The sequence below is a fragment of the Rheinheimera soli genome, from assembly GCF_021290985.1.
GTDB lineage: Bacteria > Pseudomonadota > Gammaproteobacteria > Enterobacterales > Alteromonadaceae > Pararheinheimera > Pararheinheimera soli.
In genome coordinates, this window is the sequence record NZ_JAJOYU010000006.1 from 1 (window position 1) to 20,622 (window position 20,622).

Consider the following 20,622-nt stretch of genomic DNA (forward strand, 5'->3'; position numbering starts at 1 on the left):
GACAACAAATAGCTTATTGCTTTAAAAATTCAGCAGAAAGTTTTAACTCGTCATTCAAATTCACACCTACACCACGGCTGATGATGTTTTGTGCTATTTCTTTGGCTTCTTCCAGAGAATGCATCTGAGCTGTGCCACATTGATAAATATTCAGCTCAGGAATTTCAGACTGGTTTTGTACTGTCAGCACATCCGCCATAGCGGCTTTCCATGCTGCTGCAACACGCTGCTCGTCCGGTGTACCAATCAGGCTCATATAAAAACCTGTGCGACAACCCATAGGGGAAATGTCGATGATTTCTACGCCATCGCCATTCAAGTGATCACGCATAAAACCAGCAAATAAATGCTCCAGTGTATGAATGCCTTTTTCTGACAGGATTTCTTCGTTAGGCACGCAAAAACGTAAATCAAATACGGTGATGTCATCACCTTTGGGTGTATTCATTTTTTTTGCCACACGTACAGCTGGCGCTTTCATAATGGTGTGGTCAACGGTAAAGCTATCTAATAAAGGCATGATCGTTCTCTCTGTTCAGGCTCATAGTCTGGTAATTAAGCAGGATTATACGCCGCAATTGCTTTTTGGGTTAAATGCTTTTCTGTTCTATAGACTTAGTTTCAGCGCTAATAAGTGGCTGAACCCGCCTTTTTGCTCATTTATCGCACAAACGATAAATTTTTTTAAAAAAATAACCTTGAATCGAATAGGGGTAAACCCCATTAACTGGTCAACACAATTTTAATTGTACAGATTAATAAGCGGAGAGTAGTTATGGGTAGAATTATTGGTATTGACTTAGGTACAACAAACAGCTGTGTGGCTATTTTAGATGGCGACCAGCCACGCGTTCTTGAAAACGCTGAAGGTACCAGAACCACTCCTTCCATCATCGCTTATGCAGAAGACGGCGAAGTATTAGTTGGCCAGCCAGCCAAACGTCAGGCTGTGACTAACCCAAAAAATACTTTGTTCGCAATTAAGCGTTTGATTGGTCGTCGTTTTGAAGATGCTGAAGTTCAGCGTGACATCAAAATCATGCCTTACCAGATTGTTAAGGCTGATAATGGTGACGCCTGGGTTGAAGTTAAAGGCAAAAAGTTAGCTGCACCACAGATTTCTGCTGAAGTGCTGAAAAAAATGAAGAAAACTGCTGAAGATTATCTGGGCGAGCCAGTGACTGAAGCTGTTATCACAGTTCCTGCTTACTTCAACGATGCGCAGCGTCAGGCGACGAAAGATGCTGGCCGTATCGCAGGTTTAGAAGTAAGACGTATCATCAACGAGCCTACAGCAGCAGCTCTGGCTTATGGTATGGATAAGAAAAAAGGCGACACCAAAGTTGCGGTTTATGACTTAGGTGGTGGTACTTTTGATATCTCTATCATTGAAATCGACGATGTAGATGGCGAACAGACCTTCGAAGTATTAGCAACCAACGGTGACACTCACTTAGGTGGTGAAGACTTTGACTCTCGTGTGATCAACTACTTAGTAGACGAGTTCAAAAAAGAGCAGGGCATTGACCTGCGTAACGATCCACTGGCGATGCAGCGTCTGAAAGAAGCTGGCGAAAAAGCCAAGATCGAATTGTCTTCTGCTTCTCAGACTGAAGTGAACCTGCCGTATATCACAGCAGATGCTACTGGTCCTAAGCACTTAAACATCAAAGTAACCCGTGCTAAGCTGGAATCTTTGGTAGACGATTTAATTCAGCGCACTATCGAGCCGCTGAAACAGGCGTTAAAAGATGCCGACCTGTCTGTAAGTGATATCAACGATATCATCCTGGTGGGTGGTCAGACTCGTATGCCTAAAGTTCAGGAAGCTGTTACAGCCTTCTTCGGTAAAGAGCCACGTAAAGACGTAAACCCTGACGAAGCTGTAGCTGTAGGTGCTGCGATTCAGGGCGCTGTATTGTCTGGTGACGTGACTGACGTCTTGTTATTAGACGTAACTCCATTGTCTTTAGGTATTGAGACTATGGGTAGCGTGATGACAGCCTTGATTGAGAAGAACACCACTATTCCAACCAAGAAGTCACAAACTTTCTCTACTGCAGATGATAACCAGGCTGCTGTAACTATCCATGTGCTGCAAGGTGAGCGTAAGCAAGCTTCTGCCAACAAGTCACTGGGTCAGTTTAACTTAGAAGGTATTCGTCCGGGCCGTCGTGGTGAACCACAAATCGAAGTCACCTTCGACTTAGACGCCGACGGTATTCTGCATGTGTCTGCTAAAGATAAAGACACAGGTAAAGAGCAGAAGATCACTATCAAAGCTTCTTCGGGCTTAACAGATGAAGAAGTAGAACGTATGGTACGTGATGCTGAACTGAATGCTGAAGAAGACAAAAAGTTTGAAGAGTTAGTGCAAACCCGTAACCAGGCTGACGCTTTAGTGCATGCAACCCGCAAGCAAATTGAAGAAGCTGGTAACGACTTAGCCACTAACGACAAACAAGAGATTGAAGCCGCTGTTGCTGCGCTGGAAACTGCCATCAAAGCAAACGATAAAGCAGAGATCGAAGCCAAAACTCAGGCTCTGATCCAGGCTTCTCAGAAACTGTCTGAAGTAGCTCAGGCGAAAGCGCAACAAGGTGGCGCTGAACCTCAAGCACGCAATGCTGCTGGTGATGACGTCGTCGACGCTGAGTTCGAAGAAGTTAAAGACAACAAATAATCATTGTGTCTGTGGGGTCGCCTCTTTAAGATGCGCCCCATACCTGAGTAAATGTGAGCGGCCGCCTTGTGCGGTCGCTCCTCTATCAAGATGAGTTGTTATGTCGAAGCGTGATTATTACGAAGTGCTTGGCGTCGAAAAAGGCGCTGACGATAAAGAAATCAAAAAGGCCTATAAACGGCTCGCCATGAAATATCACCCGGATCGAACTCAGGGTGATAAAGCTATGGAAGAGAAGTTTAAAGAAGTGCAAGAAGCCTATGAGATCCTGTCGGATGACCAGAAGCGCGCTGCGTATGATAACTATGGTCACGCTGGAGTGGATCCAAACCGTGGCGGCGGTGGCGGTGGTGCCGACTTTAACGACATCTTCGGTGACGTTTTTGGTGACATCTTTGGTGGTGGCCGCCGTGGTGGTCAATCCCGTGCCCAACGTGGTTCAGACTTACGCTACAACCTGGAGTTAAATCTCGAGGACGCTGTACGTGGTAAGTCGGTCGAAATTAAAGTACCAACCTGGGTGTCCTGTGATGTCTGTGATGGTTCAGGCGCGAAAAAAGGCACACAGGCTAAGTCTTGCCCAACCTGTCATGGTGCGGGTCAGGTGACAATGCGTCAGGGCTTTTTTGCTGTACAGCAAACCTGTCCTACCTGTAGTGGCCGTGGCAAAATTATCCCGGATCCATGCACTAAATGTCATGGCGATGGCCGTGTCGAAAAAACCAAAACACTGTCGGTGAAGATCCCGGCTGGTGTGGATACTGGTGACCGTATCCGTTTAGCAGGTGAAGGTGAAGCAGGGCAGTTTGGTGCGCCGGCTGGTGACTTGTATGTGCAGGTGCATGTCAAAGATCACCCTATCTTTGTGCGTGACGGCAACAACCTGTATTGCGATGTGCCTATCAGCTTCAGCACTGCCGCTTTAGGCGGTGAAATTGATGTGCCAACCTTAGATGGCCGCGTCAAGCTGAAGATCCCGGCTGAAACTCAGACCGAAAAAATGTTCCGTTTGCGTGGTAAAGGTGTGCAGTCGGTCCGTGGTGGCGGTGTAGGTGATTTGGTCTGTAAAGTGGTGGTGGAAACTCCTGTCAACTTAAGCGACAAGCAAAAAGACTTGTTGCGTCAGCTCGATGAAAGCTGGGGTGGGGACAGTGAAGCGAAACACAGACCTAAGTCTAAAGGCTTCTTTGATGGTGTGAAGAAGTTTTTCGATGATTTAACCGGCTAAGTCAGTTTTCTAAACACTCTGAACGAAAACCACCTGCGGGTGGTTTTCTTTTTTCAGATGCCGCACAATAACTGAACTTATTTGAGCTTTGATAGTTCTATTACCTGCCGTTTCAAGTACGAAAAGAAGGATCATTTAATGCGTACTAAGCTAGTACTTCCATTGTTAATCGCTAGTGTACTGCTTGCAAGCTGTACTCATTCTCCTACTGGCCGCCGCCAGCTGATGTTATTTGATGATAAAAAACTCAGCGCTATGGGTATTCAGACCTTTGAGGGGATGAAGGCAGAAACTCCGATCAGTAAAAACAAAAAAGTGAATCAGTATGTACAGTGTGTGGCAAATAACCTGCTCAAACATACCGATGCTAAATGGCAACAAACCCCATGGGAAATCGTAGTTTTTGAAGATGATCAGGTGAATGCTTTTGCTTTACCTGGTGGCAAAATGGGCGTGTATACCGGACTTTTGTTAGTGGCAGATAATCAGTCACAACTGGCGGCTGTCATAGGTCATGAAATTGCCCACGTCATGGCAGGACACAGCAACGAGCGTTTATCCAGTGATCAGTTTATTTCTACTGCCCTTACAGTTGCTGACAGCGCTATGACGGTGGCAGGTTCGCCTTATCAGCAACAAATGCGCACCGCTTTTGGTTTAGGCGCTCAGGTGGGTATAGCTCTGCCGTTTAGCAGAGCTCATGAAACAGAAGCCGATATTATGGGGCTGGAGCTGATGGCTAAGTCAGGTTTTGTACCCACGGAAGCTGTGAAGTTATGGCAGAACATGGCGGCTAAAGGCAGTGGTTCCACTCCACAGCTGTTATCCAGCCACCCGGTGCCGGATAACAGAATTAAAGAGCTGAACAAACATATGGCGGTAGCTGAAAGTTATTATCAGCAGCGCCGCAGTCAGGGCGCTTTGCCCAACTGTAATAAAGCTTAAAATTCAAACAACCAGGCCAGCTTAATGCTGGCCTGGTTGTTACATTTTGCTGTCCTGCAAAATACCTGTCCAGGCCATCGTCGCTGCGCTCCGATGTTAAAAATCGCTCCGATCGATTTTTTCAACGAGAATTCGTGCTGTGGCAAAAGCTGCAAGGATCAGGCAGTAGTAGCTGTTCGTTACCACATCCCATGGCGATATGCCAAAACTAGCACCCAATAACAGCGCCTGAGCGCCATAAGGCACTAAGCCTTGTGCAATACAGGCAAACACATCCAATAAACTGGCACTGCGTTTAGGCGTGATTTTGTGATGCACGGCAATATCTTTACTGACTTCACCCACTACGACTATGGCTACAGTGTTATTGGCAATACACAAGTTACTGACAAAAGCTAAAGCAGCAATCGCCAGTTGCTGTGCTTTATTACCAGCCAGTTTCAGCTTTAAAGCCAAAGCTGTGACATGGCTAGATAAATACTGCAAACCACCTTGTTGCTTGACAAACTCGCCCAAAGCGCCGACCAGCATCGACAACAGGAAAATTTCCTGCATAGAGCCAAAACCTTTGTAAATATCTTTGCCTAGATTTGCCAATTGATAGTCGGTAACTAAAGCGCCTTGTAAAGCTGCTAACACTATCCCCAGCAGCAGTACTACGAACACATTCATACCGGCCACGGCCAGCACCAGAATGGCCGCATAGGGTAATACACCTGTCCAGCTAAACTCTTTGACTGCCACTTCGGTCTGACTTTGCGCTAAAAAAGCAAACAAAGCTAAAGTCACCAGTGCAGCAGGCAAAGCTATTTTCAGGTTTTCTCTGAATTTATCTTTCATCTCCGCACCCTGAGTGCGGGTAGATGCTATGGTGGTGTCAGAAATAATCGACAGGTTATCGCCAAAAATCGCACCGCTTAATAAAACACCTGCCACTAAAGTCGGCTCTAATTGTGCCTGTGTGCTTAAACCTACAGCTATCGGGGCTAAAGCGCCAATGGTGCCCATGGAGGTCCCCATCGCTGTGGCCACAATGGCGGATATTATAAATAAACTAGGTAATAAAAACTGAGCTGGTACCAGAGATAAACCCGCATTCACTACCGCATCGACGCCGCCTGTTGCCTGCGCAACAGTAGCAAAGGCGCCAGCCAGTAGGTAAATAATACACATGGTAATAATATTGCTATTACCAGCACCTTTCACTAAGACCTCAATAGATTCAGTCAGTGGTGCTTTGTATAGCCAAATGGCCAAAATCAGAGCAGGAATAATAGCAACAGGCCCTGGCAACTGATAAAAGGCATAGTCAACGCCTTGGGATTGCATGTACAAGCCAGTGCCTAAAAACAGAGCGACAAAAAGCAACAACGGCAGCAAGGACAAACGGGCTTGCTGTTTTTGCGATAACGTCATGAGTTTTCCTCTAAACCTGTAAGGTTTTAAAATTTTCTGGAATATAGAGACGTCCAGAAGTCCTGTCAAATATTAAAGCTGACTAAGCTATAGCCAAACGAATAAAAATGATTGCTTCAGATCACAAGTTTCATAACAAACCAGAAGCTTCAATGGCTTAAAATCAGCCTAACTGAATTCAGACATTTTGCCTACGGCAGAAGAAAAAGCCAAAAGCAGCTTGAACTTAAAGCGGTTCAGGCCCATATAAACAACTCAATTAAGTTTTATACACTGGAGCTTTTATGTTTAATTTTTCTTACCAGAACCCGACCCGTATTGTGTTTGGCGATGGTCAAATTAGCCAACTGGGAAAGTTGATCCCAGCAGGCAGTAAAGTACTGCTGACTTATGGCGGCGGCTCCATTAAACAAAACGGCGTGTATCAACAAGTTATTGATGCTTTAAAAGACCATAGCTATGTTGAGTTTTCCGGTATAGAACCTAATCCTAGTTATGAAACTTTAAGCAAAGCCGTCGCTTTGGTAAAAGCTGAAAAGATCGATTTTATTCTGGCTGTAGGCGGCGGGTCAGTAGTAGATGGCAGTAAATACATAGCAGCAGCTGCACTGTTGGAGCAGGACGGCTGGGCAATTTTAGAAAATAAAGTACGTATTAAAGCTGCATTGCCTTTAGGTTGTGTGCTGACTTTGCCAGCAACCGGCACTGAAAGTAATGCGAACGCTGTTATTACCCGTCAGAGCACTCAGCAAAAGCTAGCGTTTTCACACCCTTCGGTTTATCCGCTGTTTGCCGTTCTTGACCCAAAAGTTACTTACAGCTTGCCAGCTAAACAAATTTCTAACGGTGTAGTCGACGCTTTTGTGCATGTAATGGAGCAGTACCTGACCTACCCGGTCAACGCTGCAGTGCAGGACAGATTTGCTGAATCCTTATTACAGGTCTTGATTGAAGAAGGACCCAAAGCCTTAAATGAACCTGAAAATTACGATATCAGAGCCAATGTTATGTGGGCTGCCACTATGGCGCTGAACGGTTTGATTGGCGTAGGTGTGCCGCAAGATTGGGCCACGCACGGCTTAGGTCATCAGCTCACAGCCTTGTATGGTTTAGATCATGCTCAGACGCTGGCCATTGTGTTGCCCGCCTTAATGCAACAACAACGAGCCACCAAGCGCGACAAGTTATTGCAGTACGCCAGCAGAGTCTGGGGTTTACAGCAGCAGGATCCGGAGCGTCAGATTGATGAAGCCATTAGTCATACTCGCGCATTCTTTGAGCAAATGGGAGTTCCAACCCGTTTAACTGCTTATGGCTTGCCTGCTTCTTCTGTAGACGAGCTAATGGCCAAAGTGATGGACCAGGGCATGGATAAGCTCGGTGAGCATGGCGATATCGACTACAGCGCCAGCCGTGCTATTTTTACTGCTGCAGTTTAGTAGAGAGAGTGGCAGTTTGGGGTTGCATATCCATCCGGACTGCCGTTTAATAGCGCCCGTATTACAGTAGCCAATTCCAGGAACAATAGATGAGTACAGTAGGTATCTTAGGCGCCAACGGCCGTATGGGCAGAGCTTTAGTCAGTGTGGCTAAAGAGCATCAATTGCCGATGAGCGCTGCTACTGTGCGTGCAGGGTCTGCCTTAACAGGTATGGATGCAGGTGAGTTGGCAGGTTGTGGCAAATTGAATCTGCCTTTTATAGAAACCTCTGTAGCTGCTTTAGCTTGTGCCGACATCTGGATAGATTTCACTATGCCAGAAGCCATGCTAAAGCATCTGGAACTGGCGGTGCAGGCAAAAAAAGCCTTGGTCATTGGTGTGACTGGTTTAACTGATGCGCAATATGCTGCAGTGCAACAGGCTGCGAAACATATTCCTATCGTCTGGGCGCCGAATATGAGTGTGGGTGTGAACTTACTACTGCATCTGGTAGAAACTGCGGCGAAGGTCATGGGTCAGACGGCTGATATTGAAATTATCGAAGCGCACCACAGATTTAAAAAAGATGCCCCTTCAGGTACTGCTATGGCGATAGGCCATCAAATTGCCAAAGCTTTGGATCGTAATCTCTCCGATGTGGCTGTCTATGGCCGTGAAGGCATTACGGGTGAGCGTGATCAAAAGACCATTGGGTTTGCGACTGTGCGGGGTGGTGACATTATTGGTGACCATACCGCACTCTTTGCTGACCTCGGTGAACGGCTGGAAATTACCCATAAAGCTTCCAGTCGCAGTACTTTTGCTCAGGGCGCGTGGCGTGCAGCGCTGTGGTTGCAAAATAAACAGCCAGGACTTTATTCTATGCAACAAGTGCTGGGTTTGGCTGACTTAGCTTAACTTTTTGAGCAATATGTTATAAAAATGCGATCAAAGCGTCATTTTTATAAAATATCAAAAAAGAGTTAGACCAAATAGCTCAGATCGCCTAGAATAGTCAGGTTTGCCTAAGCAAACTTGGATACAAAAATTCTGGGTCAAAACGGGTGGTGAACAACAATGTTTTTCCCCCGTTTTCTGCTGTTTGGAGGTTATTTTGACTAAGTCCGCCCTGCTCGTACTGGAAGACGGCACCGTATTTCGCGGTACAGCCATTGGCGCTGAAGGTATTTCTGTTGGAGAGGTGGTATTTAATACCTCGATGACCGGGTATCAGGAAATCCTCACGGATCCTTCCTATGCTGAACAAATCGTCACTCTGACATATCCTCATATTGGAAATACCGGCACAAACGATGAAGATGAGGAATCCGATCAAATCTGGGCCAAGGGCCTGATTATCCGTGACCTTCCTTTGTTAGCCAGTAATTTCCGTAATCAAGCCTCTCTTAGTCACTATCTTAGCTCCCGTAATATTTTAGGCATCGCCGATATAGATACCCGTAAGTTAACTCGTATTTTGCGTGAAAAAGGCGCACAAAACGGCTGCTTAATGGCTGGTGATAACTTAGACGAAAACAAAGCTTTAGAACTGGCTCGTGCTTTCCCTGGTTTGTCTGGCATGGACTTAGCTAAAGAAGTTTCAGTGAAAGAGCCGTATCAATGGACTGAAGGCAGCTGGACTTTAGGTCAGGGCTTTGCCAAACCAGATAATTCAGCCTTTCATGTAGTTGCCTACGATTTTGGTGTGAAACGTAATATTTTACGTATGTTGGCTGACCGCGGTTGTCGTTTAACTGTAGTTCCGGCTCAAACTCCTGCTGAAGAAGTGCTGGCACTGAACCCTGACGGTATTTTCTTATCCAATGGTCCTGGTGATCCGGCTCCTTGTGATTACGCTATTAAAGCCATCGAAACTTTCCTGACCACTGATATTCCTGTGTTTGGTATTTGTTTAGGTCACCAGTTATTGGCGTTAGCCAGCGGTGCCAAGACGATCAAAATGACTGTGGGTCACCATGGTGGTAACCATCCAGTGAAAAATCTGGATACAAACAAGGTGTTAATCACAGCACAGAACCACGGTTTTGCTGTCGAAGAAGCCACATTACCTGCTAATTTACGTGCGACTCACAAGTCGTTGTTTGATGGTACTTTGCAGGGCATTCACCGCACCGATAAACCAGCGTTCAGCTTCCAGGGCCACCCTGAAGCCAGTCCTGGTCCACACGAAGCCAGTGAATTGTTTGACCACTTTATCGAATTGATGCAACAGCGTCAGGCTTAATTGGTAAGAATCAGAGAGACAGAGAATAGCTATGCCAAAACGTACCGATCTTAAAAGTATTCTTATCCTCGGCGCCGGTCCTATTGTGATTGGTCAGGCTTGTGAGTTCGATTATTCAGGTGCTCAAGCCTGTAAAGCATTAAAAGAAGAGGGTTACCGCGTCATTCTGGTGAACTCTAACCCTGCCACTATCATGACAGACCCGGAAATGGCCGATGCGACCTACATCGAACCTATTCACTGGCAAGTGGTAGAAAAAATCATTGAAAAAGAACGTCCATGTGCGGTGTTACCGACTATGGGCGGTCAGACGGCATTAAACTGTGCGCTGGATTTAGAGCGTCATGGCGTGCTGGCAAAATACAATGTCGAAATGATTGGCGCTACAGCCGATGCCATCGACAAAGCAGAAGACCGTGGCCGTTTCGATAAAGCCATGCGCTCTATCGGCCTGTCTTGCCCACGTGCTGGTTTTGCCCATTCTATGGAAGAAGCCTATGGCGTGCTGGAAACTATTGGTTTCCCTTGCATCATCCGTCCATCTTTCACTATGGGTGGTTCTGGTGGCGGTATTGCTTACAACCGCGAAGAATTTGAAGAAATTTGTACCCGTGGTCTGGATTTATCGCCAACGAAAGAGTTGCTGATTGATGAATCGCTGATCGGCTGGAAAGAATACGAGATGGAAGTGGTTCGTGATAAAAACGACAACTGCATCATAGTGTGTTCTATCGAAAACTTTGACCCTATGGGTGTGCACACAGGTGACTCGATCACAGTAGCCCCAGCTCAGACCTTAACGGATAAAGAATACCAAATCATGCGTAACGCCTCTTTGGCTGTATTGCGTGAAATTGGTGTGGAAACCGGTGGTTCAAACGTCCAGTTTGGTATCAATCCTGAAGATGGCCGTATGGTCATCATCGAGATGAACCCTCGTGTATCGCGCTCTTCAGCTTTGGCGTCTAAAGCAACAGGTTTCCCAATTGCTAAAGTGGCAGCTAAGCTGGCTTGTGGTTATACGCTGGATGAACTGGCCAACGATATCACAGGCGGTAAAACACCAGCTTCGTTTGAGCCAAGCATCGACTACGTTGTGACTAAAGTGCCACGTTTTAACTTTGAAAAATTTGCTGGTGCTAATGATCGTTTAACTACACAGATGAAGTCTGTTGGTGAAGTAATGGCGATTGGCCGTAACCAGCAAGAGTCTCTGCAAAAAGCCTTACGTGGTCTGGAAATTGGTGTTTGTGGTTTAGACCCAATCATTGATATTCATGCACCAGAAGCCAAAGAAAAAATTATCCGTGAACTGCGTGAACCTGGTTCACACCGTATTTGGTACATAGCCGATGCCTTCCGTTTGGGCATGAGCATGGATGAAATCTACGCGTTGACCAAAATCGATCACTGGTTTCTGGTTCAGATTGAAGATTTACTGAAAGAAGAAACTGCAGTAAAAGCTGCTGGTTTTGCCGGTTTAGATGAAAGCCGCTTAAAAGTATTAAAACGTAAAGGTTTTGCCGACCAACGTCTGGCTGACTTATTAGGTGTAGCGGAAAGCGAAGTGCGTAAAAAGCGTCACAGCTTTGGTTTGCACCCGGTGTATAAACGTGTCGATACCTGTGCTGCTGAATTTTCATCAGACACGGCCTACATGTACAGCACGTATGATGAAGAATGTGAAGCTGCACCAACTAATCGTGACAAGATTATGATTATTGGTGGTGGTCCAAACCGCATCGGTCAAGGCATAGAATTTGACTACTGCTGTGTACACGCTGCTCTGGCCTTACGTGAAGACGGTTACGAGACCATTATGGTCAACTGTAACCCTGAAACCGTATCGACCGACTACGACACTTCAGATCGTTTGTACTTTGAATCTATTACCCTGGAAGACGTACTGGAAATCGTGCTTAAAGAACAGCCTAAAGGCGTTATTGTTCAATACGGCGGTCAGACTCCATTAAAATTAGCCCGTGCTTTAGAAGCGAATGGAGTGCCAATTATTGGTACTTCTCCAGATGCGATTGACCGCGCTGAAGACCGTGAGCGTTTCCAGCAGGCGGTAGAACGTTTAGGTTTAAAACAACCACAAAACGCGACTGTCACCAGTCTGGAAGAAGCTATTGCCAAAGCTCCAAGCATTGGCTACCCAATGGTAGTACGTCCATCTTATGTATTAGGTGGCCGCGCTATGGAAATCGTCTATGACGATATCGACTTACGTCGTTATATGACCGAAGCGGTCAGCGTATCGAATGATTCTCCTGTACTGCTGGATCGTTTCCTTGATGACGCCATCGAAGTGGATATCGACGCCATTTGTGACGGCAAAGAAGTCATCATCGGCGGCATTATGGAACACATTGAACAAGCCGGTGTGCACTCAGGCGATTCAGCCTGTTCTTTACCGCCGCACAGCTTATCTGTTGATGTGCAGGACAGAATGCGCGAGCAGGTTAAAAAGCTGGCACTGGAGTTGGGTGTAGTCGGCTTAATGAACACTCAGTTCGCTGTCAAAGATAACGAAATTTATCTGATTGAAGTGAATCCTCGTGCTGCCCGTACTGTGCCTTTTGTATCAAAAGCTACAGGTATGGCAGTGGCTAAAGTCGGCGCCCGTTGTATGGCAGGCCAGTCTTTAGCATCGCAAGGTATTACTAAAGAAATTATTCCACCTTATTTCTCAGTGAAAGAAGTGGTGATCCCGTTTAACAAATTCCCTGGTGTGGATCCAATCCTCGGCCCTGAAATGCGCTCAACAGGCGAAGTGATGGGCGTGGGTGATACCTTCGCTGAAGCTTTTGCTAAAGCAGAGTTAGGTGCAGGCACTGTGATCCCTACAGGTGGTCGTGCTTTACTTTCAGTGCGTGACAGCGATAAAGTGCGCGTTGTTGAACTAGCCAGAACTATGGTTGAGCTTGGTTTCGAGCTGGATGCCACTGGTGGTACTGCCAAAGCTTTAGAAGCAGCAGGCATTGAATGCCGTACTGTCAGTAAAGTCTTTGAAGGCCGCCCGCATATTCTGGACCGGATCAAAAACGGTGAATACAGCTATATTGTCAACACTACTGAAGGTCGTCAGGCGATTGAAGACTCTAAAGTGTTACGACGTGGCGCGCTGCAACATAAAGCCAACTACACCACAACTTTAAATGCAGCTTTTGCAACCTGTAAAGCTAACGCAGCAAATGCTTTTGCTACAGTTGCATCAGTGCAGGAACTACATAAGAGAGTATACGGATGAGTCAGATCCCTATGACTGTTCAAGGTGCTCAGCGCTTGCGGGACGAACTGCAAGAGCTGAAAACCGTGAAACGTCCGGCTATCGTTACAGCTATTGCTGAAGCGCGTGCCCATGGTGATTTAAAAGAGAATGCGGAATACCACGCAGCCCGCGAACAACAGGGTTTTTGTGAAGGCCGCATTCAGGATATCGAAGCCAAGTTGTCCAATGCACAGATCATCGATATCACTAAAATGCCAAATAACGGAAAAGTGATTTTTGGTGCCACTGTAACCATTCTGAACCTGGATACGGAAGAAGAAGTCACCTACCGTATTGTTGGTGATGATGAAGCGGATATTAAAAACTTCAGGATTTCGGTGAATTCACCTATAGCCCGCGGTTTAATTGGTAAAACAGAAGAAGACGTGGTCACCATCAATACTCCAGCTGGTATGGTGGAGTTTGAGATCACCCAGGTGCAGTATTTATAAACTGGACCAGTGTTAAAAAGGCGGCTTAGGCCGCCTTTTTACTCTAAATTACTCAGAGCACACAGGTAGCAGAGCACAGATATGCAAAGAGGTCAGGCAAAAGCTTATCAGCTTCAACTGATGGACCAAGTACTTTGGGTTCAGGTTTTTGGTGTGTCTAGCTTACTGGGTACTGAAGAGTACATCCGGGATTTCCGCGCTTTGGTGGCTCCAATAGTATCAACACCTTGGGCTGTGGTATTGGATATCAGGCAGTGGCAAGCCAGTCCGGCCCAGTCGTTGGATTTGCTAAGACAGAACTCTGTGTGGGCTTTTGCGCACAATTTGCATCATGTGGAATTGTTGCTACCAGCGGATGAAATGCTCACCTGGCAGTATTTAAAAGCGACTGAAGTGGAAAAACCTGAGTACCTGACACGGCATATTGCAGAGGATGAAGAGTCGGCCCGCATGTTTTTGCAGGCCGCAGGTTACTTAAAAGGCGCTGATTAGCCCTTTGGAATATGTAACTTTTTCTCTTTGGCAGCGCGGTAGATCACCAGAATATGGCCAATCACCTGCACTTTTTGTGCTTTGGCTTCGCGCACTATAGCGTCCATAATCGCGACTTTTTCTTCGCGATCGATGCTTGGAACTTTAACTTTGATCAGTTCATGGTGCTCTAACGCCAAATCAATTTCGGCCATCACACCTTCAGTTAATCCGTTGCCACCCAGCAGAATGGTTGGCTTTAACTCGTGTGCTTTGGCTTTTAAAAACTGTTTTTGTTTATTACTAAGGTTCATATGTGTAGATTTTCCGTGTTGGAAAGCTTGAAATTACACTATTGTACCGCCATCTTGCTATGAAGACTATTTAAGAGTACTCAGATGACAAAGAAAAAACGTTCCGGCAGCTCGTCTCGCTGGTTACAGGAACACGTAAGCGACCCTTTTGTGCAAAAAGCGCAAAAATTAGGGCTACGATCCAGAGCTGCTTTTAAGCTGGATGAAATTCAGGACAAAGATAAACTGATCAAAACCGGCATGACGGTCGTAGATCTTGGTTCAGCACCAGGCAGTTGGTCGGCCCGTGCCGCTGAATTGGTAGGGCAGGCAGGTTGCGTAGTGGCTTGTGATATTTTACCAATGGACCCTTTAGCTGGCGTTGCCTTTTTACAAGGTGATTTTCGTGAAGAGGCCGTGCTAAATGCGTTGTTAGAGCGTATTGGTGGCCGCAATGTGGATGTTGTATTGTCCGATATGGCCCCCAATATGAGTGGTAACAGCACAGTGGATCAGTCCCGAAGTATGTATCTGGTCGAACTGGCACTGGAAATGTGTAACAACGTATTGAAGAAAAATGGCAGTTTTGTGGTCAAAGTATTTCATGGCGAAGGCTTTGAACCCTTTGTACAGCAGGTTCGCAGTGTATTCACCACGGTACGAATTCGTAAGCCAGATTCGTCCCGGGCACGATCCAGTGAGACATATATCGTAGCGACAGGCTTTAAAGTCTAGTAAAGTAGCGGTAGGTTCATTTTATCGTAACCGTTTTTTCGTAACTGTTTTCGTAACTGAGAGGTTCTCACCTTGAGTGACATGGCAAAAAATCTCATCGTATGGCTGGTTATCGCCGTTGTATTGATGTCGGTATTTAATAGTTTTGGTCCTGCTGACAAAGCAGATAAGCAAATGAGTTATACCCAGTTTCTGAAAGAAGCCAGTCAGGGCCAGATCCGTGAGGTGAAGGAACAGAAAGGCGTTATCACTGGTATAAAACGTTCAGGCGAGCGTTTCGAGACTGTGATCCCAACTGGCTATGATCCGAAACTGATTGATGACATGTACAAAAATGACATCACCTTTTCTGGCACTGCACCGGAAAGCCCAAGCATGCTGGGTCAGATTTTTATTTCCTGGTTCCCTATGCTGCTATTAATAGGTGTCTGGATTTTCTTTATGCGCCAGATGCAAGGCGGCGGTGGCAAGGGCGCTATGTCCTTTGGTAAGAGCCGTGCCCGTTTAATGGGTGAAGATCAAATAAAAACTACTTTTGCAGATGTTGCTGGTTGTGACGAAGCGAAAGAAGAAGTAACTGAGCTGGTGGATTATTTAAAAGACCCATCACGTTTCCAGAAGCTTGGCGGTAAAATTCCAAAAGGTATTTTGATGGTCGGCCCACCAGGTACAGGTAAAACCCTGTTAGCCAAGGCGATTGCCGGTGAAGCTAAAGTACCGTTTTTTGCCATCTCAGGTTCTGACTTCGTTGAAATGTTTGTGGGTGTTGGTGCCAGCCGTGTGCGTGATATGTTTGAGCAGGCTAAAAAGGCCGCCCCTTGCATTATCTTTATCGATGAAATTGACGCCGTTGGCCGTCAGCGTGGTGCAGGTTTAGGTGGTGGTCACGACGAACGTGAGCAAACCTTAAACCAGATGCTGGTGGAAATGGATGGTTTTGATGGTAACGAAGGGATCATCATTATCGCCGCAACCAACAGACCAGACGTATTAGATGCAGCTTTATTAAGACCAGGTCGTTTCGACCGTCAGGTGGTGGTAGGTTTGCCTGATGTGCGCGGTCGTGAACAGATTCTTAAAGTGCATATGCGCAAAGTTCCGTTAGGCGACGATGTCAAAGCCAGCGTTATTGCTCGTGGTACTCCGGGATTCTCTGGTGCCGATTTAGCTAACCTGGTGAACGAAGCTGCATTGTTTGCTGCCCGTGGTAACAACCGTGTTGTTGGCATGGAAGAGTTTGAAAAAGCCAAAGATAAAATCATGATGGGTGCAGAGCGCCGTTCTATGGTGATGTCAGAAGCTGAAAAAGAGATGACTGCGTATCATGAAGCAGGACACGCTATTGTGGGTTGTTTGGTGCCAGAGCATGACCCTGTGCACAAAGTCACCATCATTCCTCGTGGCCGTGCTTTAGGCGTCACTTTCTTCTTACCAGAAGCCGATGCTATCAGCATCAGTCGTCGCAAACTGGAAAGTAAAATTTCAGTGGCTTACGGTGGTCGTCTGGCTGAAGAATTGATTTACGGTACTGACTCCGTATCAACAGGCGCTTCTCAGGACATCAAGTACGCTACATCTATCGCGCGTAACATGGTGACTCAGTGGGGCTTCTCGGACAAATTAGGTCCGCTGTTGTATGCCGAAGAAGAAGGCGAAGTATTCCTGGGCCGCAGTATGGGCAAAGCGAAGAATATGTCTGATGAAACAGCCAGTATCATTGATTCTGAGATCAAAGCTATTATCGATCGTAACTACAACAGAGCAAAAACTCTGATTGAAGAAAACATGGATATTTTGCATGCGATGAAAGAAGCACTGATGCTGTATGAAACTATTGATTCCAGACAAATTGATGACCTGATGAATCGTCGTACTGTGCGTCAGCCAGAAAACTGGGAACCAAAGGACAAAAACAAAGGCTCCAACAGTGATGATACTAAGCCTGTTGATGCTGTTAGTCCGTCAGAGCCATCCACAGAAAACCCTCTGTAAAACTTTAGTTCTGATCAAACAAACCCCGGGAATTCCCGGGGTTTGTGTTATGTGCAGGATGTACGGTATGTCGCAACTGTCGGGAACGTTGTTGCGACGATGTGCAGGATGAAGGAGTCTTTTTATGTTGTTGCAGTTGCCCCGTCAGCGTCAGTTGGATTTATCCCGGCCAAAAGTGATGGGGATTTTAAATATCACGCCAGACTCATTTTCGGATGGTGGCCGTTTTATTGGTAAAGACGCGGCTATTGCACAAGCTCGTGCCATGCTTGCTGCTGGTGCTGCTATTTTGGATATTGGCGGTGAGTCGACCCGGCCTGGCGCACAAGAAGTGCCTTTACAACAAGAACTCGACAGAGTTTTGCCTGTGATTGAAGCCATCCGCTCTGAACTGGATTGTGTGATTTCTATCGATACCTGCAAATCACAGGTGATGAAAGAAGCTGTGGCTGCTGGTGCTGATTTAATTAATGATATTAAAGCTTTGTTAGACCCAGGTGCTATTGAAGTGGCTGCTGCTGCCAAAGTGCCGGTTTGCCTGATGCATATGCAAGGGCAACCCAGAACTATGCAGCATTCCCCTCTGTATCAGGACGTGGTCAAAGAGGTCTGTGGTTTTTTAAAACAAAGGGCAGAAGTATGTATCGCTGCGGGTATCCCCAAAAGCCAGATTATTCTCGACCCGGGTTTTGGTTTTGGCAAAAGTTTGCAGCACAACTATCAGCTGTTAAGTCAGCTTTCAGAGTTACTGGCGTTAAATTACCCTCTGTTAGTTGGAATGTCGCGTAAGTCGATGATTGGTCAGTTATTGAACGTCCAATTGGATGATCGTTTGGCAGGCAGTTTGGCCTGTGCCACAATAGCTGTCATCAAAGGTGCCCGCATTATTCGTGTGCACGATGTTAAAGAAACTGTACAGGCCGTAGCTGTTGCTTCAGCCACCTTATTTGGAGTAGAGCATGTCTAGAAAGTATTTCGGCACTGATGGTGTGCGTGGCAAAGTAGGCGAGTTCCCTATCACGCCTGAATTTGCTATGAAGTTAGGTTGGGCCGCTGGTCGGGTGCTATCCCAGCGTGGTACCAAAAAAGTATTGATTGGTAAAGACACCCGTATTTCAGGATATTTATTAGAAACTGCATTAGAAGCTGGATTGGTAGCTGCTGGTGTAGATGTGCGTTTGTTAGGCCCTATGCCAACCCCTGCCGTGTCTTATCTGACCCGAACTTTCCGGGCTGAAGCTGGCATTGTGATTAGTGCATCGCACAATCCTTATTACGATAACGGCATTAAGTTTTTCTCTGCCGACGGCACCAAGTTACCTGACGATGTCGAGCTGGCGATAGAAGAAGCTATGGAACAGCCTATGGTTTGTGAATCGTCAGAGCGTTTAGGTAAGGCGATGCGTATCGATGACGCCGCTGGTCGTTATATCGAATTCTGTAAAAGCCATATCCCAAATCATTTATCCCTCAATGGTTTAAAAGTAGTATTGGATTGCGCCCATGGTGCCACTTATCACATAGCTCCTAACGTATTCCGTGAGTTAGGCGCTGATGTTCAGGCTATAGGTGTTAGTCCCAATGGTTTAAATATTAACGACCACTGTGGAGCCACTCATACCGATCTGTTGCAACAAACAGTGGTTGAAACCGGAGCAGACTTAGGCATTGCCTACGACGGCGACGGCGATCGCGTAATGATGGTGGATCATACTGGCCGCGTCATTGATGGCGATGAAATTGTGTATATCATTGCCCGCAATGCGCAAAAACTGAATAAGCTGCAGGGCGGAGTAGTGGGCACGCTGATGAGCAATATGGGATTAGAACTGGCTTTAGCCGAACTAAATATACCATTTGCCCGCTCTAACGTCGGCGACCGTTATGTAGTTGAAATGCTGGCGCAGAAAAACTGGCGTATTGGCGGTGAAAATTCTGGTCATGTACTGAATTTAGACCACGCTGGCACAGGGGACGGTATTATCGCCTCTCTTCAGGTATTAACGGCCATGCTGGAAGCAAAGTTATCTCTGGCTGATTTGGCGCAGGGCATGACCAAGATGCCACAAGTGCTGGTGAACGTGAAGTTTGAAAAAGGCACAGCACCTTTAGAGAACTTGCACGTCAAGAAAGTGATACAGCAAGTTGAGCAGGATTTAAACGGTCAGGGCCGTGTTTTGATCCGAAAATCCGGGACTGAGCCATTAATTCGTGTAATGGTAGAAGGAAGGATACAAGACGAAGTACAACAATACGCACAAAAAATAGCCGATGCCGTCAAGATCGCCAGCTAAAAATTGCTAATTTAGCCATCAAGTCTTGTTTGAACGGGTGAGGTTAGTTACTATCTCGCCCGTTTTAATACAGAGGCAACAACATGAGACAACGTAAGCCGTTAGTAGTCGCTAACTGGAAAATGAATGGTAACTCAGATCTGGTTCAACAGATGTCAGAAGCCTTGTCTATGTTAAAACAGCCCTTACCTGACATTTTGATCTGCCCACCGGTAATTCTTCTAACTCACTTTCCAAAACATCAGAACTACAAGTTGGGTGCTCAGAATATGAGCGAACAGCAGAGTGGGGCCTTTACCGGTGAAATTTCAGCAGATATGCTACTGGCAGCTGGCGTTTCCCATGTCATTATTGGTCATTCTGAACGCCGAGCTTTGTATGGCGAGCTTGATACTTTGATCAGTCAAAAAGTGAAAGTAGCAGTTGATGCAGGTTTAACTCCGATACTTTGTGTTGGTGAAACTCTACAGCAAAGAGAAGAAGAAAAAACTTTAGAGGTTCTTGCACGGCAATTAGATGCGGTGTATGCTGCGCAGCCTTATTTACTGGCACATTCTGTGGTAAGTTACGAGCCGGTTTGGGCCATAGGCACAGGTCGGACAGCAACACCTCAGCAAGCTCAGCAAGTGCATCAGTTTATACGCCAACATTTGGCGCAGTATGATGCTCAAGCAGCGGATGTATTAAGAATTATTTATGGTGGCAGTGTCACTGCTGCCAATTGTGAAGCCCTGTTTGCAGAGGCTGACATAGACGGTGCCCTTATTGGTGGCGCCAGTTTGAAAGTGGCAGATTTTTCTGCGATTTGCGCAATGGCAAAGGATTCATAATGTACGAATTGTTTATTGTATTGTATCTGTTAGTCGCATTGGCCCTGATTGTGTTGGTTTTAATTCAACACGGTAAAGGCGCAGACATGGGCGCTTCATTTGGTGCTGGTGGTTCAGCGACCATTTTTGGATCTTCAGGTACAGGTAACTTTTTAACTCGTACTACTACAGTACTGGCAACTTTATTTTTCGCTTTGAGTTTGTTACTGGGCAACCTGAGTGCAGACCGTGTGAAAGCTGTAGACGAATGGCAGGATTTATCTATACCAGTCGAAACTAAAGCAGCTGACGCAGTAGAAGAGAAAAAGCCAGCATCAGATATTCCCGTAGGAAACTGATCGCAC

The 20,622-nt window shown here is 46.3% G+C and carries 18 protein-coding genes; 15 read left to right on the forward strand and 3 right to left on the reverse strand.

The annotated features are described in order from the left end of the window. Positions 1 to 13: 13 nt before the first annotated feature. Complete coding sequence (gene luxS, locus LSG37_RS05880; protein WP_233011151.1) at positions 14 to 520, reverse strand: S-ribosylhomocysteine lyase; 507 nt, start codon at positions 518 to 520, stop codon at positions 14 to 16. Between the two features lie 255 nt (positions 521 to 775). Here luxS and dnaK point away from each other — a divergent pair, with 255 nt between their 5' ends. The 3 genes from dnaK to LSG37_RS05895 all read left to right on the forward strand — a co-directional run bounded on the left by dnaK (position 776) and on the right by LSG37_RS05895 (position 4,856). Further along, on the forward strand, positions 776 to 2,683 hold the full coding sequence (dnaK, locus tag LSG37_RS05885; protein WP_008900399.1) for a molecular chaperone DnaK: 1,908 nt from the start codon (positions 776 to 778) through the stop codon (positions 2,681 to 2,683). 100 nt (positions 2,684 to 2,783) lie between these two features. After that, a complete protein-coding gene (gene dnaJ, locus LSG37_RS05890; RefSeq protein ID WP_233011150.1) occupies positions 2,784 to 3,911 on the forward strand; it encodes a molecular chaperone DnaJ in 1,128 nt (375 codons plus the stop codon). Between the two features lie 138 nt (positions 3,912 to 4,049). Further along, entirely contained in the window at positions 4,050 to 4,856 is an 807-nt protein-coding gene (locus tag LSG37_RS05895; RefSeq protein WP_233079002.1) for a M48 family metallopeptidase, read from the forward strand. Between the two features lie 96 nt (positions 4,857 to 4,952). Here LSG37_RS05895 and LSG37_RS05900 read toward each other — a convergent pair whose 3' ends face one another. Further along, positions 4,953 to 6,272, reverse strand: coding sequence for a Na+/H+ antiporter NhaC family protein (locus LSG37_RS05900; protein WP_233079003.1), 1,320 nt, complete (start codon positions 6,270 to 6,272; stop codon positions 4,953 to 4,955). A 284-nt stretch (positions 6,273 to 6,556) separates the two neighbouring features. Between LSG37_RS05900 and LSG37_RS05905 the strand changes: the two genes are divergently transcribed. The 6 genes from LSG37_RS05905 (at position 6,557) to LSG37_RS05930 (ending at position 14,155) form a co-directional block, all read left to right on the forward strand. Further along, the gene (locus LSG37_RS05905) at positions 6,557 to 7,711 is read left to right on the forward strand and encodes an iron-containing alcohol dehydrogenase (protein WP_233079004.1); all 1,155 of its coding nucleotides are present in this window, start codon (positions 6,557 to 6,559) and stop codon (positions 7,709 to 7,711) included. Between the two features lie 89 nt (positions 7,712 to 7,800). Further along, positions 7,801 to 8,610, forward strand: a complete 810-nt coding sequence (gene dapB, locus LSG37_RS05910; RefSeq protein ID WP_233079005.1) for a 4-hydroxy-tetrahydrodipicolinate reductase — start codon at positions 7,801 to 7,803, stop codon at positions 8,608 to 8,610. Positions 8,611 to 8,806: 196 nt separating this feature from the next. After that, positions 8,807 to 9,937 (forward strand): glutamine-hydrolyzing carbamoyl-phosphate synthase small subunit, encoded by a 1,131-nt coding sequence (gene carA / locus LSG37_RS05915; protein ID WP_233079006.1) that lies wholly within the window; start codon positions 8,807 to 8,809, stop codon positions 9,935 to 9,937. Between the two features lie 31 nt (positions 9,938 to 9,968). Next, positions 9,969 to 13,190, forward strand: a complete 3,222-nt coding sequence (gene carB, locus LSG37_RS05920; RefSeq protein ID WP_233079007.1) for a carbamoyl-phosphate synthase large subunit — start codon at positions 9,969 to 9,971, stop codon at positions 13,188 to 13,190. Beyond that, entirely contained in the window at positions 13,187 to 13,663 is a 477-nt protein-coding gene (gene greA / locus LSG37_RS05925) for a transcription elongation factor GreA (protein ID WP_233079008.1), read from the forward strand. Before carB ends, greA begins: the two co-directional genes overlap by 4 nt. An 81-nt stretch (positions 13,664 to 13,744) precedes the next feature. Then, positions 13,745 to 14,155, forward strand: a complete 411-nt coding sequence (locus tag LSG37_RS05930) for a hypothetical protein (protein ID WP_233079009.1) — start codon at positions 13,745 to 13,747, stop codon at positions 14,153 to 14,155. On the opposite strand, the gene yhbY is transcribed toward LSG37_RS05930, so the two are convergent. After that, positions 14,152 to 14,448 (reverse strand): ribosome assembly RNA-binding protein YhbY, encoded by a 297-nt coding sequence (gene yhbY / locus LSG37_RS05935; protein WP_008900389.1) that lies wholly within the window; start codon positions 14,446 to 14,448, stop codon positions 14,152 to 14,154. The genes LSG37_RS05930 and yhbY overlap by 4 nt on opposite strands. A gap of 84 nt (positions 14,449 to 14,532) precedes the next feature. Between yhbY and rlmE the strand changes: the two genes are divergently transcribed. The 6 genes from rlmE (at position 14,533) to secG (ending at position 20,616) form a co-directional block, all read left to right on the forward strand. Continuing rightward, positions 14,533 to 15,162, forward strand: coding sequence for a 23S rRNA (uridine(2552)-2'-O)-methyltransferase RlmE (gene rlmE / locus LSG37_RS05940; RefSeq protein WP_008900388.1), 630 nt, complete (start codon positions 14,533 to 14,535; stop codon positions 15,160 to 15,162). Between the two features lie 81 nt (positions 15,163 to 15,243). Beyond that, positions 15,244 to 17,154, forward strand: coding sequence for an ATP-dependent zinc metalloprotease FtsH (ftsH, locus tag LSG37_RS05945; protein WP_233079010.1), 1,911 nt, complete (start codon positions 15,244 to 15,246; stop codon positions 17,152 to 17,154). 124 nt (positions 17,155 to 17,278) lie between these two features. After that, entirely contained in the window at positions 17,279 to 18,121 is an 843-nt protein-coding gene (gene folP, locus LSG37_RS05950) for a dihydropteroate synthase (RefSeq protein WP_233079011.1), read from the forward strand. Next, the gene (glmM, locus tag LSG37_RS05955) at positions 18,114 to 19,448 is read left to right on the forward strand and encodes a phosphoglucosamine mutase (RefSeq protein WP_233079012.1); all 1,335 of its coding nucleotides are present in this window, start codon (positions 18,114 to 18,116) and stop codon (positions 19,446 to 19,448) included. The genes folP and glmM overlap by 8 nt, the downstream gene beginning before the upstream one ends. 83 nt (positions 19,449 to 19,531) lie before the next feature. Further along, complete coding sequence (gene tpiA, locus LSG37_RS05960; protein ID WP_233079013.1) at positions 19,532 to 20,278, forward strand: triose-phosphate isomerase; 747 nt, start codon at positions 19,532 to 19,534, stop codon at positions 20,276 to 20,278. Next, positions 20,278 to 20,616 (forward strand): preprotein translocase subunit SecG, encoded by a 339-nt coding sequence (gene secG / locus LSG37_RS05965; RefSeq protein WP_233079014.1) that lies wholly within the window; start codon positions 20,278 to 20,280, stop codon positions 20,614 to 20,616. Before tpiA ends, secG begins: the two co-directional genes overlap by 1 nt. Positions 20,617 to 20,622 lie beyond the last annotated feature (6 nt).

Excerpts from the sequence above, each read along its gene's own strand:
- carB (WP_233079007.1), top strand. The coding sequence starts at position 9,969 with ATGCCAAAACGTACCGATCTTAAAAGTATTCTTATCCTCGGCGCCGGT.
- secG (WP_233079014.1), top strand. The coding sequence starts at position 20,278 with ATGTACGAATTGTTTATTGTATTGTATCTGTTAGTCGCATTGGCCCTG.
- luxS (WP_233011151.1), bottom strand. The coding sequence starts at position 520 with ATGCCTTTATTAGATAGCTTTACCGTTGACCACACCATTATGAAAGCG.
- LSG37_RS05930 (WP_233079009.1), top strand. The coding sequence starts at position 13,745 with ATGCAAAGAGGTCAGGCAAAAGCTTATCAGCTTCAACTGATGGACCAA.
- rlmE (WP_008900388.1), top strand. The coding sequence starts at position 14,533 with ATGACAAAGAAAAAACGTTCCGGCAGCTCGTCTCGCTGGTTACAGGAA.
- glmM (WP_233079012.1), top strand. The coding sequence starts at position 18,114 with ATGTCTAGAAAGTATTTCGGCACTGATGGTGTGCGTGGCAAAGTAGGC.
- folP (WP_233079011.1), top strand. The coding sequence starts at position 17,279 with ATGTTGTTGCAGTTGCCCCGTCAGCGTCAGTTGGATTTATCCCGGCCA.
- yhbY (WP_008900389.1), bottom strand. The coding sequence starts at position 14,448 with ATGAACCTTAGTAATAAACAAAAACAGTTTTTAAAAGCCAAAGCACAC.
- LSG37_RS05895 (WP_233079002.1), top strand. The coding sequence starts at position 4,050 with ATGCGTACTAAGCTAGTACTTCCATTGTTAATCGCTAGTGTACTGCTT.
- dnaJ (WP_233011150.1), top strand. The coding sequence starts at position 2,784 with ATGTCGAAGCGTGATTATTACGAAGTGCTTGGCGTCGAAAAAGGCGCT.
- dapB (WP_233079005.1), top strand. The coding sequence starts at position 7,801 with ATGAGTACAGTAGGTATCTTAGGCGCCAACGGCCGTATGGGCAGAGCT.
- tpiA (WP_233079013.1), top strand. The coding sequence starts at position 19,532 with ATGAGACAACGTAAGCCGTTAGTAGTCGCTAACTGGAAAATGAATGGT.
- LSG37_RS05900 (WP_233079003.1), bottom strand. The coding sequence starts at position 6,272 with ATGACGTTATCGCAAAAACAGCAAGCCCGTTTGTCCTTGCTGCCGTTG.
- LSG37_RS05905 (WP_233079004.1), top strand. The coding sequence starts at position 6,557 with ATGTTTAATTTTTCTTACCAGAACCCGACCCGTATTGTGTTTGGCGAT.
- dnaK (WP_008900399.1), top strand. The coding sequence starts at position 776 with ATGGGTAGAATTATTGGTATTGACTTAGGTACAACAAACAGCTGTGTG.
- ftsH (WP_233079010.1), top strand. The coding sequence starts at position 15,244 with ATGGCAAAAAATCTCATCGTATGGCTGGTTATCGCCGTTGTATTGATG.
- greA (WP_233079008.1), top strand. The coding sequence starts at position 13,187 with ATGAGTCAGATCCCTATGACTGTTCAAGGTGCTCAGCGCTTGCGGGAC.